The sequence below is a fragment of the Oliverpabstia sp. genome (genome assembly GCF_022785585.1).
Taxonomy (GTDB): Bacteria; Bacillota; Clostridia; order Lachnospirales; family Lachnospiraceae; genus Oliverpabstia; species Oliverpabstia intestinalis.
Genome location: NZ_JALFPR010000044.1, coordinates 1 through 15,027 on the forward strand (window position 1 = coordinate 1; position 15,027 = coordinate 15,027).

The window sequence follows — 15,027 nt, forward strand, 5'->3', positions numbered from 1 at the left end:
AGTCCTTAGAAGAACTTGACAGTGAGCGGCTCTCCGCGAACTGGCACCTTAGTTCTTCTTAGGACTTAGCTCAGATCGGCGTTGCCAGCGGTTGTCTGGCCTTATTGCGTAAGCGTGAACTTTCGTCCGTCCCGCCGGTAATCATTCATCCTGCCATCTGTTTGTTATATCTCTTCCCCACTGCCAATACCTTCCCCACACAACCACCTCCCCACCGCCAACCCCCAGAAAGTCCACACTTACCCGATAAGAACAGACAGCCTTTTGCTGGCGCCCTTAGCCGAGATGAGATCCAGTCCTTAGAAGAACTTGACAGTGAGCGGCTCTCCGCGAACTGGCACCTTAGTTCTTCTTAGGACTTAGCTCAGATCGGCGTTGCCAGCGGTTGTCTGTTCTTATCGGGTAAGTGCGGACTTTCGTCCGTCCCGCCAATAGTTATACCCAACAAAATCAAAATTGAACCACTGAACCAATGATTGATATCCAACGCAATAAAAAACGCCCCGCCGGAAAGCTTCCCCTCCCGACAGGGCATTAAACACATTCTATAGTTTACAGTGCCGGCACATCCGTCCTCCGCGGATCCAGTATCTGGCTCGCATCGAACAGATCACTCGTCCGGTTCACATCTCCGTGAACATCATTCCACAGCCGGTATCCATCCAGATTCCGTCTGCCCTGACGCACATAATTATCCCGGATCTGTAAGAAATATTGACTCGAATCCACATTACAATAAAAATGGAAGCCCTGACTGCTCAAATAATTAAACTTCTCATTATCTGTTGTATAATCATGCCAGTCCGCCAGATCCTGTCCATGTGCAAAAATAATGGTATCCGTTCCGCCAACCAACGGAGCTACATACTCCAGCCACTTCTGCGTATCCGTCTGGATCCGCTCCATGCTTGCATCCCCGATCCGGATATGGCCCCAGGTATGACTTGCGAATTCCCAGCCATCATCCTTGATCGCGTCTGCCACCTTCTTTGCCTCAGCACACTCGTCATCCCAGTTAAAATCCGGATGTGCATCCAGCCACGCCTGCTGATCAGCGGTCAGATTCTCATGCGTCTTATAAGCGATATCCGTACGATAACCCAGGATTCCATCATAACCGGTCAGTGCGATCATACCCTTTGCACCGTGATAAGATGCATCCGGATGCTCTGCAATAAACTGATCCAGAAGCGGAACACAGTCATAAGCGCCCGTTACGGTTGTTCCATCTGCCTGCACATACTCACAGGTAGGTTTTCCATTTTCATCCAGCACGATCTTCGAAGCAATACCTCTTCCATCGTAACTGTGATAATAACTCAGATCATCCAGCGACATCACGAATGCTTTTTTACCAGCCGGAAGCTTCAGTTCCGTATTTGGCGTAAAATGCACTGTACCATCCGCATCCGTTGTCTCGACCACCAGGTCTCTCAGGCGAACCAGCACATATCCGTTATCATACATTGCCTGCGTGATCTTATTAAACTCATCCACCGTAGTCATCCACTGCTTGAAACCGGCTGCAATACTGTCATCTCCCGCAAAACCACGATCCGGATCCACGATCAGAGAATGATAGAAAATATGAGTCACCTCATCCATGTTAACCGGAACACAGCTGTCCTTCGTTGCCTGATACTCAGCGATCTTTGCCGTGATCTCCGGGTCATCAGCTGCACCCTCCACGCCATTTAACGTCTCGATCGCACCATCATAATCATACGTAGCTGCCAGATACTCGGCCTGCTCCATCGCCGTCGTTTTTGCATCTGTTGCAGGTGCTGCCGTATCCTGTGCGTCAGAAGAAGCATCGTCTCCTGTTTCCGTATCATCCGTAGCATCTGCGCCATCCTGACTCTGCTCCGTATCCGGTTTCTGTGTACTTCCCTGCACCTGATCCTTTTTCAGAGTCTTCGCCAGAAAGAAAATACATACTGCCAGAACAACCAGTAAAAGGATCAGAACCACCGATTTCATCACCATGGATTTTTTCTTCTTCTTTTTCTTCAAAGCTTTCTTATCCATCTTCTCACTCATTTTTATTTATACTCCTTTCTTCTTTGTCTGGATGCCTCATACATCAGAATAGCTGCTGCCACCCCGGCATTCAGAGACTCCAGCTGCCCCTTCATCGGAATCCTGATCAGACAGTCTGCCTGACCGGCTGTTGCATCTGTCAGACCATTTCCCTCATTTCCAATCAAAAATGCGGTTCCTCCGACATACGATTGCTCATCATACCAGCCTTTTCCTTTCAGATGTGCCGCATAAGAACGAATCCCCTGCTTTTTGAACCATGCAAATACATCCTGAAGATCCGGTGCGATCACAAAAGGTACCCGGTAAACAGAACCCATAGTAGAACGGATTGTTTTGGGATTATAAATATCCACACAATTGGTGCTCATAAAGATACCGTCCACCCCGGCTCCCTCCGCTGTCCGGAAAATCGTCCCCATATTTCCCGGATCCTGAAGATCCTCAAGGACAAGAAACAACGGATGTTCCTTCTCACCCATCAGTTCCTCCATAGTATAATGATACTGTCGCACAACCGTGAGTACCCCCTGTGGTGTCAGTGTATCACTCATCTGTGCAAACACCGAATCTTTCACCACTTCGTAAGGAATCCCCTGTAAAAGAGCCTCATGCTCCGGATCCTCCAGAAAGTTTTCAGACACATATGTCTTCACCAGCCGATCCCTTGGAACCTCCCTGAACATCCGCAGACCTTCCACAATAAAAACATCCTGTTTTCTGCGCTCCCGGGCTTTCTTATTCAGCTGGATCATCTGTTTTACCTGCGCATTACTACTGCTTGTTATCATAGTATACCCATTCCTTTGTTTTCTATATAAGTTCCATGCAAGCACGGACTCTGACTCGTTGCCCGCGAGTCAAAACCGGTCCACCGGACCAATTATTGACATGCAATGCAAAAAGGCGGCATACCGACTCAGAAGGTATGCCGCCGTTATTCTCGCCTTATTATTTGGAATAGTTTGCAGACAGAGATTTTGCAACTTCGTACTGATATTCGGAAATACCTTTTTCCATAGCCAGTGCTTCATTGATATCAAAGTCCACATATTCGCCGTTTTTGTATCCAACGACACGTTTTGTTTTTCCTTCAGCCAGCAGATCTACTGCATAAGATCCCATCATAGAAGCATGTACACGGTCGATACATGTCGGATTACCACCACGCTGCATATGACCCAGAATCGTTGCACGGGTTTCAATACCGGTAGCTGCCTCAATACGTTTTGCCATGCTGCTGGAATGTCCGATACCCTCTGCATTGATGATAATGTGATGCTTTTTACCACGTTTTCTTCCTTCGATGATATTGTTGATCAGCTTCTGCTCGTCGTAATCATATTTTTCCGGAAGAAGAATATCTTCTGCACCGTTGGCAATACCACACCACAAAGCCAGATAACCTGCATTTCTTCCCATAACTTCGATGACACTGCAACGCTCATGAGAAGTAGAAGTATCACGTACTTTATCGATTGCTTCCATAGCAGTATTCACAGCGGTATCAAAACCGATGGTATACTCTGTACATGCGATATCCAGGTCGATGGTTCCCGGAATACCAACTGCGTTGATTCCCAGGTTTGCCAGCTTCTGCGCACCTGCAAAAGAACCGTCACCACCGATAACTACCAGACCGTCAATACCGTGTTTTTTGCAGATATCAGCTGCTTTTTTCTGTCCTTCTTCTGTTCTCATCTCTGCGCAACGTGCAGTATACAGGATAGTACCACCACGACCGATGATATCAGATACATCTTTTGCAGTCATATCAATAATTTCTTCATTCAGCAATCCGTCATATCCTTTCAGGATACCTTTCATCTTCAGTCCTTTGCTCAGTCCACGACGAACAACCGCACGGATTGCAGCATTCATTCCCGGAGCATCTCCTCCACTTGTCAATACGCCAATGGTCTTGAGTTCTTTTTCCATAATGTTCCCTCCACTAATATATCTAATCTAATACCGGATAACGCATCATCCGGCTCTATCGCCTTATCGTTTTATATTTTAATGCATATGAAGCTGTTTTTCAATACTCTTTTCCACAACTTTGACATTTTCCGCGCCGTATTTTTCCCGTAAAATACCAAGCAGATTATCCTCAATTTCCACGCTTCGCGAGGCCGGGAGATGTTTCATCTGTTTTTCTGCCCGCAGATACACCACCACATGATCGCTGCCGTCAGACTGGCGCAGGGTATCATAGAGTTCTGCTACCTCCTGCTCGTACTGTTTCCGGTCGGCAAACTGGATCCACAGTTCCCGCGGCACCTGATCGAAGGAGACGATTTTTTCGCAGATCAGCTTACTCGCCTTGTCATCCTCAGCCGACACATTTCCCATGATAAACACTTTGGAATCCGTCTCGATCAGTGCGGCATTTCTTTCATAATCTCTTGGAAATACAACTACTTCCACCGTTCCCACCAGATCTTCCAGTGTGATAAATGCCATAACTTTATTGTTTTTCGTATATTTGATCGTTTTTTCCGTGATCATGCCGCCGACGATCACTTTCGCTCCATCTCTCACCTTGGGCAGACCGCTCTCTTCCATCGGATAAAAGTCCGAGGTAGCTGCCGTGATATTCTTTTTCCAGACATCTGCATACTCTTCCAACGGATGGCCGCTGATATACACACCAAGCACCTCTTTTTCAAATGCCAGCTTGCTTTCTTTCGCGTACTCTCCCACATCCGGCAGGCGGATCTCAAAGCTCTTTTTATCCTCTTCTCCCATGATATCAAACAGACTCATCTGACCGGTCATCGAAGATTTTTTCTCCTGATTGACCGTATCCATCACCTGCACATAGATCATCATAAACTGCTTTCTCGTTCCGCCAAAGCTGTCAAAGGCTCCCGCTTTGATAAAGTTTTCAATGGTCCGCTTATTCACTTCTTTTCCGCTTAACCTCTGACAAAAGTCTTTGAGTGAGGAAAATAAACCGCCCCGCGCTCTCTCTTCCACGATCGCTTCCATCACCGGCTTTCCGATTCCTTTCACAGCCGCCATTCCATACCGGATGCTGCCGTCTTCTACAGAAAAGCTGCCGGTACTGCGGTTGATGTCCGGCGGCAGGATCCTGATTCCCATCTGCCGGCAGTTTAAGATATACTCGGATACCTTAGACGGATTATCGATACACGAGGTCATCAGCGCCGCCATAAACTCCACCGGATAATAATATTTTAACCAGGCAGTCTGATACGATACCACCGCATAAGCTGCAGCGTGTGACTTGTTAAATGCATACTTGGCAAAATCCGTCATTTCATCATAGATTTTATTTGCCACCTGCTCGCTGATTCCGTTTGCGATACAGCCTGGAACACCTTCCTCCTCATTGCCGTACACAAAGTTTTCCCTCTCTTTTGCCATGACCGCTGCTTTCTTCTTTGCCATGGCACGCCGTACCAGATCGCTTCGTCCCAGCGTATACCCGGCCAGATCACGCACAATCTGCATAACCTGCTCCTGATAAACGATACAACCATAGGTCGGTTCCAGAATCGGCTCTAACTGCGGACAGTCATAAGTAATCTGATCCGGTGCATTTTTTCCTTTGATATACTGAGGGATAAAATCCATCGGACCCGGACGGTACAGGGAGATTCCGGCAATGATATCTTCCAGGCTCTTCGGTTTCAGCTCCTTCATAAAGTTTTTCATACCGGTACTTTCCAGCTGGAACACACCCTCACACTTTCCGCTTCCGATCATTCCGAGTACCGCCTGGTCGTTATAATCAATCTTCGACAGATCCAGTTCGATTCCTTCGCTTTTCTGCGCCAGTTTTACCGCATTCTGGATCACGGTCAGCGTGCGCAATCCAAGAAAATCCATTTTCAGAAGTCCCAGTTCTTCCAGCGTCGTCATCGTAAACTGCGTTGTGATCGAACCGTCTGAGGCACGGGAAAGCGGCACATATTCATCCACTGCTTTCTGACTGATCACCACGCCGGCGGCATGCATCGACGTATGCCGCGGCAGACCCTCCAGGCGTTTGGACATATCGATCAGATAATGGATCTGCTCATCACCCTCGTACTGATTGCGAAGTTCCGGATTCATTTTCAGTGCTTTGTCAATCGTGATATTTAACTCATTCGGGATCATCTTTGCGATAGTATCCACCTGCGCATACGGAAAGTCCAGCACTCTTCCCACATCGCGGATCACGCCGCGAGCCGCCATCGTACCAAAAGTAACAATCTGCACCACACGGTCCTTTCCGTATTTTCTCACCACATAATCAATAACTTCCTGTCTCCGTTCGAAACAGAAGTCGATATCGATATCAGGCATGGATACTCGTTCCGGGTTCAGAAAACGTTCAAACAGCAGCTGATACCGGATCGGATCCAGCTGTGTGATCCCCAGAGAATAAGAAACGATACTTCCTGCCGCAGAACCACGTCCAGGTCCTACCATGATATCATTATCTCTCGCATATTTGATAAAATCCCATACGATCAGGAAGTAATCCACATATCCCATGGTTTTAATTGTATTTAATTCATAGGTCAGACGTTCTTTCAGTTCTTCCGTCACCGGGTGATATTTCTCCTCCAGCCCCTCCCAGCAAAGTTTATTCAGATATTCCCAGGAAGTATAGCCGTCCGGGACATCATATTTCGGCAGCTTGGTCACGCCAAATTCGATCTCCACATGACACCGGTCACCGATCTTTTTTGTATTTTCCAGAGCCTGCGGCGCATATGGAAACAGTGCCGCCATCTCTTTTTCTGATTTGACGTAGTACTGACCACCTTCATAGCGCATACGGTCCTCGTCCTGCACTTTTTTTCCGGTCTGGATACAAAGAAGGATATCGTGGGAGCCTGCATCTTCCGCATAGGTATAATGTACATCATTCGTACATACCAGTTCGATCCCTGTCTCACTGCTCATACGCACCAGCTGCTGGTTGACTATCTCCTGCTCCCGGATTCCATGATTCTGTAATTCCAGGAAGAAATTATTCTTTCCGAAAATCTCCCGATAACGCAGTGCCGCTCTTTTTCCTTCCTCATACAGACCTCGGGTCAGGAATCTGGGAATCTCACCGGCGAGGCAGGCACTTAACGCGATAATCCCCTCATGATATTTTTCCAGAACTTCCAGATCCACTCGCGGCTTATAGTAATACCCTTCCACAAAACCTGCAGAAACAATCTTCATCAGATTACTGTATCCCTGATTATTCTCCGCCAGCAGCACCAGATGATAATACCGATCTTCTCCGTGCTGCATCTCTTTATCAAAACGGGAACCGGGCGCCACGTAGACCTCACATCCGAGGATCGGGTTGATTCCGGCTTCCTTTGCCGCCCGATAAAAATCAATACAGCCATACATCACACCGTGATCTGTGATCGCCGCACTGTCCATCCCCAGTTCTTTCACCCGGGCTACATATTCTTTGATCTTATTGGAACCGTCCAGCAAGCTGTATTCCGTATGCACATGCAAATGTGTAAATCCCATCGGTTTTCCTCCTATATCCTGTACCAAATAAAACGCAAAAGTCTGGCCGGTACTACGCCGTCCAGACTTTTCTGCATTTACTCTTTTCCTGTTTTTCGTGCCAGTACATTCAGCCAGAGCTTATCCGACTTTTCTGACCGCACATCCTGTGTGGTCCATATATCAACCACTTCCAGTTCCGGATATTCTTCCATCAGACTCTGCAGTTCCCTTCTGTTGTAGTCATGGAAATAACGTCCATGATAGATTCCATCCCGGTCGCCTCTATGTACGGAAAAATAAAGTACACCGTTTTCCTTCAGCGCCTGTACAAGTTTCTTCATAACCTTGCGCATCTCATCTTCCGTCAGATGAATCAGTGAGGCACACGCCCAGATCCCATCAAAGACATCATCGAATTCCATCTCGTCATAAGTCATCTGCAATACTTCTTTGTCTGTGTTTACCTCTGCAAGTTTACACATCTCTTCTGAGCCATCCATCGGTGTTACATAAAATCCATATTCTTCCAATAACAGGGTGTCCCTTCCGGAACCGCATCCCAGATCCAATACTTCTGCATTCTCCGACTCCTCGGACAGGAGTTCCACAAACGGCTTCATAACCTCTTCCATGCTCGCATCTACTGTTTCTTCATAATAGGGCACCGCATACCGGTTATAATAGTCTATCGAGTCCAACGATAATCCTCCTTTTATTACTCAGACAGTTGTTTTCTTTTCCAACTGCATACTATCTTTTTACTGTCAACAGTCATACCTTACATCTTCCCGCTTCTTCCACAGGATCCTGACTGCAAAGTGTTACCAAAATATACTGTATAGTATAGCAACTGCCGCCTAAAAAATCAAGTAAATACGTTTATCCTGGATCTTGATTTTCTTCTCTTTCAACAAATGACCGACCGCACGTTTAAATGCCGCTTTGCTCAGTCCGAATTCCCGCTTGATCACCTCCGGTGACACTTTGTCATCAAACGGCAGCACACCTGCATACTCACCAATTACCTTTAACACCAGTTCGGAATCTTCATTCATCTGCTGGTATGCTTTTTTTCTCGGAGAAAGATTCAGTTTGCCGTCTTCTCTTACATTTGTCACACGGCAGCTTACCTTCTCACCCGGACGGTACTGTCCCTGCGCCTCTGTCTTCGGGATCAGACCGGAATACTGATCATCAACTGCCACAAAAACTCCGAAATTGTCGCTGATCTCATAGATTCTTCCCTCTACCTGGTCTTCTACCACATACGGAGACTGCGTTTTCAGGTACGGATATACTTTCATGGTCGCGCAGAGCCGGTCACTCTTGTCGATATACAAGGCAACCAGCACTTCCTGATCCTTTTTCACCTTTACGGTCTGCTCTTTATATGGAAGCAACAGATCTTTTTCCAGACCCCAGTCCAGAAATGCTCCGATTTTCCCAACTTCCGCAACTTTTACCACTGCTGTCTGATGAAGCTCCAGAGCCGGTACTCTTGTCGTCGCGATCAGGCGGTCTGCGGAATCCCGATAGATAAATACTTCCAGTTCATCGCCTACTTTTGTCTCCGCCGGTACCTGTTTTGCCGGCAGAAGAACCCTCTCCTGTTCCTTCGCATCTGCCTTTTCTCCAAGATAGACACCGAATTCCACTTTTTTTACTACCTGTAATTTCTGTCTTCTTCCTAATTCAATCATGCTCGTTCCTCCGTAACTGTGTTCACGCAGACTCCTGCGTGTGTATTTGTGTAATCTCAGACTGTCTTGCATTCGTCAGCCATTCATCTGATATCTGTTGTTTCCTGCATATTTCACGAAATGGCAGTCTTTTCATTCTGTCATTGCTTATTTCTGCTTCATTATAATATATTTTGCAGACTTCTCCCAGTAATTTCTTCATTTCCTGGTAATTTCTTTATATATCTCTCTACTTTTCACTTCGTATGTTCAGGAAAATTCCACCACCGCATATGGCTCTTTCTCTTCATTACATAAAGCAACCACATAGCTGTCCTCTGTTTTCGAAACCATTGGGAAAATCTGATCTCCAAGCACTGCCTGTCTCTTATATTCTGCCCGCAGTCTCTGCACTTGAAAATCAGCCGGGATGTATTCCTGCGACAATCGGATATACTGTGCATTGTTTACATGATGATTGGAGTCCAGATGATACTGGCGGACGGTAAAGCCTCCCATCTCCTGCCGCTCCTCCGGAATCCGGATTCTTCTTCCCAACGATTTCATATCCAGTTTCTCCTCCACCGGATATGCTGCCCGTTCTTCCTCTGATGCCTTTACCGGATGTCCGGTTTTCACATCGATATATGCCCAGCTTGAGTCCGCACAAGCCAGGACTTCCCCATCCAGTGTTTCCATCAGGAAATTACGCTCTCCGACAAATCCCCGGAATCCATGCGGCCAGGTGGAGATCCGTATGCTTTCCCCAAGGTCAGCTGCTCTCCTGAATTCGATCTGCCAGCCGGTCAGCACCCAGGCTCTTCCCAATTCTTCCTGCACGGCCGTACCTCTTCCTACCGACTCCGAATGAAATACACTACAGTCCTGAAAATAATTCAGCACACTGTAAAGTGTCATCCTGGTATCCTCGCCAACTTCACTGTAACGGACTTTACTTTCAAATGCATACATCGTGACCCTTCCTCCTGTAATCTTTCGTTTCTCTTCCTGCCGATCCGGGATTCTTCCCGGCGCATCCTCGCGGAGCGTTTTTTTGCCGGAGAGCACTTTTCTGTAAAGCAAGAAAAAAGCCTTGGATCACTATCCAAGGCTTAGAGCTGGGCTACAAGGATTCGAACCTTGAAATGACGGAGTCAGAGTCCGTTGCCTTACCATTTGGCGATAGCCCATTGTCTTTTGTGCTTTGCTTTTTATCTGTATCGCTCAGCGACAAGATGTATTATATAGCACCTCTCAGAAAAATGCAAGTGTTTTTTTAAATTTTTTTTAAAAATTTTTTTAACCTGTTTTCAGGGCGTTTTTTCGTATTTTCATCTCCACATTTTTCAGACGTATTCCCATTCCATTTCCCTCCCACAGGTTTACTTTATTTTTTCAAAATGGTATACTATACAAAATTGATAACTGTTCTGTATCTTCTATTATAAGTACAAAGAGCGCCTGTAACATCTGCCCCGTACACCGGATGTATATACTGACACCGAACAGTTACAGAAGTTGCCGAGTCTGATCGGACAACAATAACGATATGGAGGTACGCCATGAGAGCGCTGGATTTAACCTTATTAACTGATTTATATGAATTAACCATGATGCAGGGCTACTTTAAAAACCCTACCGATCAGGTTGTTGTATTTGATGCTTTCTACAGACAGAACCCGTGTGACGGCGGTTATGCCATCGCAGCCGGCCTGGAACAGGTCATCGAATATATCCGTGATCTGCACTTTTCTCCGGACGATGTGGAATATCTGCGGGGGCTGAATCTGTTCGATGATGATTTTCTGGAATATCTGAGAGGATTTCACTTTACCGGTGATATTTATGCCATCCCGGAAGGAACCGTTGTATTCCCGAGAGAACCGCTCTTAAAAGTAGTTGCTCCTGTCATGGAGGCACAGCTGGTGGAAACTGCAATCTTAAATATCATCAACCATCAGAGTCTGATCGCCACCAAAGCCTCCCGCGTGGTTTACGCTGCAAAGGGCGACGGTATCATGGAATTCGGTCTTCGCCGTGCCCAGGGCCCGGATGCCGGTATCTACGGTGCAAGAGCTGCTGTGATCGGCGGCTGCGTGGGAACTTCCAACGTGCTGACCGGAAAGATGTTCGGTGTCCCGGTCAAAGGTACACACGCACACAGCTGGATCATGAGCTTTCCGGATGAATATACCGCGTTCAAAACCTATGCAAATCTGTATCCGAATGCCTGCCTGCTTCTGGTAGATACCTATGACGTTCTGGACTCCGGTGTGCCAAACGCCATCCGTGTCTTCAAAGAAATGAAAGAAAAAGACCCTAACTTCCATGGATACGGTATCCGTATCGACAGCGGTGACCTGGCTTATCTGTCAAAGAAAGCTTACGAGATGCTGGAAGCTGCAGGATTCGGCGATGCGATCATCTCCGCTTCCAGTGACCTGGATGAATACCTGATCGACAGCCTGAAAGCCCAGGGCGCCACAATCAATTCCTGGGGTGTCGGCACGAACCTGATCACCTCCAAAGACTGTCCGGCATTCGGCGGTGTCTACAAACTGGCAGCCATCAAAGATAAGGACGATGAAGATTTCGTACCGAAGATCAAACTTTCTGAAAACACAGAAAAAATCACAAACCCGGGAAATAAAACCATTTACCGTATCTATGACAAAGCAACCGGCAAGATCCGTGCCGATCTGATCTGTATGGTTAACGAAACCTTTGATGAGAGTAAAGATATGATCATCTTTGATCCGATTGAAACCTGGAAAAAAACCAAGATCAAAGGCGGAACTTACACCCTGCGTGAACTTCTCGTTCCGGTATTCCAGAAAGGTCTGTGTGTCTACACTTCTCCTTCTGTTATGGAGATGCAGGCAATCTGCAAAAAAGAGCAGGAAACCCTGTGGCCGGAGACACGCCGTCTTGTAAATCCACAGAAAGTATATGTGGATCTGTCCGACAAGCTGTATAAAGTAAAATCCCAGCTGCTGGAAGAGATGAGTATGAAAGCACTGGATCTGCAGTAAACAACTCCTGTATAGCCAACGCCCCCACCTGTACAGTGGGGGCGTTAATTACTGCGTGAAAACCACATCAAAGACCGTTCCGCCGGACGAGCCGGACTGAACGGTGATACTGCCGTCATGTACACGCACGATCTCACGAACCAGAGCCAGTCCCAGGCCTACCCCTCCAAGCTCCCGACTTCTGGATTTGTCTACACGAAAGAATGGTTCAAACACCCGTTCCTTCAGTTCATCCGGAATTCCGCTTCCGGTATCTTCTACGGACAGACAGATATTTTTTTCCTTCCGATATGCGGTTACAGTAACCTGCCTGTTGTCATTCTATATAATATAAACCTATCGATTTGCATTTTCTATATCAGAGCAGCCAATCTACCAGCATGACACCTTCTGTTTACTTCATCTAGCAAATCTCTTTCATCACTTCACCGTAAGCACCCCAACCGTCCCCTTAAACGAAGCATCAAACACATACTGTGGAATCTTCTCCGTCAATTGGTCATCATACGCAAAATGCAGATGCGCGCCTATCACAGCAACCACCGGGCTGTCTTCTGCAAATACCATGTTCAGAAATTGTTGTGTCACTTCATCCGGGCTATAGAAGCAATCTGTTCCCCACAAAAGTGCCCGATCCTGCCATACAGCCTTCGAAGCATCGCTAAGACCATCATTTACTTGCGATTTCAGCGGAACATGCATTGTTAAAATAATTGGTTTATCTTCTGCCCACAATTCTTTTAATCTTTCCAATCCCTCTTCTGATAATTGGCTGGTGTTATTGTTAATTCCCACAACCAGGAACTCATCAAAATCCTGAACCATTATCTCTTCCATATCCCAGGATTCTTTCTCTTTCTGCTGCACATCCTCGTCTGTATATGTATCACTATACCAGATTCCCAAATCATGATCTGCACGATTATACATAACCGGAGCTTTAATCCTTTTTAAATCTGTCATCAGGCAGTTCAAATTAGCTTCTGAGAAGAAATCGATCATATCACCATTCAAGATTACACCGTCTGGATTTTCCGCATTGATTGCATCTACTATTTCCGGCCACGTTTCCTGCGAAGTTTTTCCGGCAGAATTTGAAAACATTGTAACACGTTGCTTGATTTCTTCACTTTTTTCTGATATATAATCGCCATCGGGAACTATAATATGTTGATCGTTTACTACGATTAATTTGTATTGACTTTTCAGACCTGGAATTTCAATTACCTTTTCGGATTTATCCGGCAAAACATCTCTTTCCGTCTCTTCTATTTCTACTGGCGATTTTTCATTATTTACCTCATTCGGTATAACTTTTTCCGTCTGCGAGCCACATGCACACAACATTTCTAACATCAAACCCACAGACATCAGACCTACCAATACTTTTCTCATTTTCCCTCCATTTTCGCACTTGTCAAAATATCCTTTATCAAAATTTTCTATTTCACCACATATATTTCTCAATAAACCATTATACATCCCATTCCTATTCTGTACTATCTGAGAAATTTTGAATTACTCTTCATGATTCAAAAACTTCTCCACATTATACCGCGGACGTTCCTTACTTTCTATATATGTTTTCCCTACATATTGTCCGACAACTCCGATAAATAACAGCTGCACTCCACCCAAAAACCAAATGGAAATCATCAGTGAAGACCATCCCGGGCTGACATGTCCCATAAAATATGATACCAGCGTGTAAATAAATGCAATCACTGAGCAGGCAACAATTACACCTCCAAAAGCCATATGAATAATCCGGGGTAAAATCCATCACTTGTCCGGTGCTTGGAAATCACCATTACGTTTTGCAGGAAATCACGATTCCGTCAAAAAGGAAATCATTTTATTACTAAATCCTTATAATGAAGATATGCACCCTATGGTGTAAATTCATTACAAGGAGGTCACGATTATGACCAAATATCGAGAAATCATCCGTCTTACTGGATTGGGCTTCTCTCAACGTAACATCATGGCAAGCTGTGGTGTTGCTCAGAAAACTGTAGTCAAGGTTCAAAAACGTGCCAGAGAATTAAATCTTTCTTGGCCTCTTGATGAATCTATGACGGATACTGAACTTCAAAGACTTATGTTTGCTAAGGAAAGTTTGGTATCGAAAAACAAACGCATGCCTGACTACGACTACATCCACAAAGAATTGCTCCGCAACGGAGTCAGTAAAAAGCTTCTGTGGACGGAATACATGGAGGACTGCCGTGCTAACGGCGATGAACCGCTTATGTATTCACAATTCTGCTATCACATCCAACAGGATGAACAGAAACGACGCGCTACCATGCACATCAATCGCAAACCCGGTGAGCAGGTTGAAGTTGACTGGGCAGGGGATCCTGCAACAATCATCGACCCGGATACCGGTGAAATCTTAAAGGCTTACATATTCGTTGGCGTAATGACTTACAGCCAGTATGCATATGTAGAAGCATTTCTGGATATGAAGCAGAAATCATGGATCACTGCACATATCCATATGTATGAGTTTTTTGGCGGTGTCGCCAGAATTCTCGTACCGGATAACTGCAAGACTGCAGTTGTCCACAATGGTGGTTGGAAAGACCAGCAGATTAATGAAACTTATCATGAAATGGCTGAACACTATGGCACAGCTATCATCCCAGCCCGTGTCAGGACACCAAAGGATAAGCCGAATGCTGAAGGAACGGTAGGAAATATCTCTACCTGGATAACAGCAGCACTTCGGAATGAACAGTTTTTTTCTCTTGCCGAATTAAATTGTGCAATCAGAGAAAAGCTTGAATTAT

Annotated in this window: 11 protein-coding genes, 1 tRNA gene and 1 pseudogene; 2 read left to right on the plus strand and 11 right to left on the minus strand. The window is 45.9% G+C overall.

Going from position 1 to position 15,027, the window contains the following annotated elements; translation table 11 throughout:
- Positions 1-552: 552 nt before the first annotated feature.
- The 8 genes from MSA64_RS02475 to MSA64_RS02510 all read right to left on the minus strand — a co-directional run bounded on the left by MSA64_RS02475 (position 553) and on the right by MSA64_RS02510 (position 10,390).
- Positions 553-2,040, minus strand: coding sequence for a polysaccharide deacetylase (locus MSA64_RS02475; protein ID WP_287890393.1), 1,488 nt, complete (start codon positions 2,038-2,040; stop codon positions 553-555).
- A gap of 2 nt (positions 2,041-2,042) precedes the next feature.
- Complete coding sequence (locus MSA64_RS02480) at positions 2,043-2,831, minus strand: TrmH family RNA methyltransferase (RefSeq protein ID WP_117525940.1); 789 nt, start codon at positions 2,829-2,831, stop codon at positions 2,043-2,045.
- 160 nt (positions 2,832-2,991) lie between these two features.
- A complete protein-coding gene (pfkA, locus tag MSA64_RS02485; RefSeq protein WP_154431533.1) occupies positions 2,992-3,978 on the minus strand; it encodes a 6-phosphofructokinase in 987 nt (328 codons plus the stop codon).
- A 78-nt stretch (positions 3,979-4,056) separates the two neighbouring features.
- Entirely contained in the window at positions 4,057-7,539 is a 3,483-nt protein-coding gene (locus MSA64_RS02490; RefSeq protein ID WP_154431532.1) for a DNA polymerase III subunit alpha, read from the minus strand.
- A 77-nt stretch (positions 7,540-7,616) separates the two neighbouring features.
- Positions 7,617-8,219 (minus strand): class I SAM-dependent DNA methyltransferase, encoded by a 603-nt coding sequence (locus MSA64_RS02495; protein WP_022171691.1) that lies wholly within the window; start codon positions 8,217-8,219, stop codon positions 7,617-7,619.
- A 159-nt stretch (positions 8,220-8,378) separates the two neighbouring features.
- A complete protein-coding gene (locus tag MSA64_RS02500) occupies positions 8,379-9,221 on the minus strand; it encodes a CvfB family protein (RefSeq protein ID WP_287890399.1) in 843 nt (280 codons plus the stop codon).
- Between the two features lie 249 nt (positions 9,222-9,470).
- On the minus strand, positions 9,471-10,172 hold the full coding sequence (locus MSA64_RS02505; protein WP_227597206.1) for an acyl-[acyl-carrier-protein] thioesterase: 702 nt from the start codon (positions 10,170-10,172) through the stop codon (positions 9,471-9,473).
- A gap of 146 nt (positions 10,173-10,318) precedes the next feature.
- Positions 10,319-10,390, minus strand: a tRNA-Gln gene (locus MSA64_RS02510).
- A 372-nt stretch (positions 10,391-10,762) separates the two neighbouring features.
- On the opposite strand from MSA64_RS02510, the gene MSA64_RS02515 reads away from it, so the two are divergent.
- Complete coding sequence (locus MSA64_RS02515; protein ID WP_154433155.1) at positions 10,763-12,232, plus strand: nicotinate phosphoribosyltransferase; 1,470 nt, start codon at positions 10,763-10,765, stop codon at positions 12,230-12,232.
- 48 nt (positions 12,233-12,280) lie between these two features.
- Here MSA64_RS02515 and MSA64_RS02520 read toward each other — a convergent pair.
- The 3 genes and pseudogenes from MSA64_RS02520 to MSA64_RS02530 all read right to left on the minus strand — a co-directional run.
- A pseudogene (locus MSA64_RS02520) lies at positions 12,281-12,541 on the minus strand (ATP-binding protein); the annotation flags it as partial.
- A 111-nt stretch (positions 12,542-12,652) separates the two neighbouring features.
- Positions 12,653-13,714, minus strand: a complete 1,062-nt coding sequence (locus MSA64_RS02525; RefSeq protein WP_287890402.1) for a metallophosphoesterase family protein — start codon at positions 13,712-13,714, stop codon at positions 12,653-12,655.
- Positions 13,715-13,750: 36 nt separating this feature from the next.
- Positions 13,751-13,990 (minus strand): hypothetical protein, encoded by a 240-nt coding sequence (locus MSA64_RS02530; protein WP_287890404.1) that lies wholly within the window; start codon positions 13,988-13,990, stop codon positions 13,751-13,753.
- Between the two features lie 166 nt (positions 13,991-14,156).
- Between MSA64_RS02530 and istA the strand changes: the two genes are divergently transcribed.
- Positions 14,157-15,027: IS21 family transposase (gene istA / locus MSA64_RS02535; protein ID WP_287890406.1), on the plus strand; the 871-nt coding region annotated here is incomplete at its 3' end.

Coding starts and splice junctions, on each gene's coding strand:
- MSA64_RS02515 (WP_154433155.1), top strand. CDS start 10,763: ATGAGAGCGCTGGATTTAACCTTATTAACTGATTTATATGAATTAACC.
- MSA64_RS02500 (WP_287890399.1), bottom strand. CDS start 9,221: ATGATTGAATTAGGAAGAAGACAGAAATTACAGGTAGTAAAAAAAGTG.
- MSA64_RS02525 (WP_287890402.1), bottom strand. CDS start 13,714: ATGTATAATGGTTTATTGAGAAATATATGTGGTGAAATAGAAAATTTT.
- MSA64_RS02505 (WP_227597206.1), bottom strand. CDS start 10,172: ATGTATGCATTTGAAAGTAAAGTCCGTTACAGTGAAGTTGGCGAGGAT.
- MSA64_RS02475 (WP_287890393.1), bottom strand. CDS start 2,040: ATGAGTGAGAAGATGGATAAGAAAGCTTTGAAGAAAAAGAAGAAGAAA.
- MSA64_RS02530 (WP_287890404.1), bottom strand. CDS start 13,990: ATGGCTTTTGGAGGTGTAATTGTTGCCTGCTCAGTGATTGCATTTATT.
- MSA64_RS02480 (WP_117525940.1), bottom strand. CDS start 2,831: ATGATAACAAGCAGTAGTAATGCGCAGGTAAAACAGATGATCCAGCTG.
- MSA64_RS02490 (WP_154431532.1), bottom strand. CDS start 7,539: ATGGGATTTACACATTTGCATGTGCATACGGAATACAGCTTGCTGGAC.
- pfkA (WP_154431533.1), bottom strand. CDS start 3,978: ATGGAAAAAGAACTCAAGACCATTGGCGTATTGACAAGTGGAGGAGAT.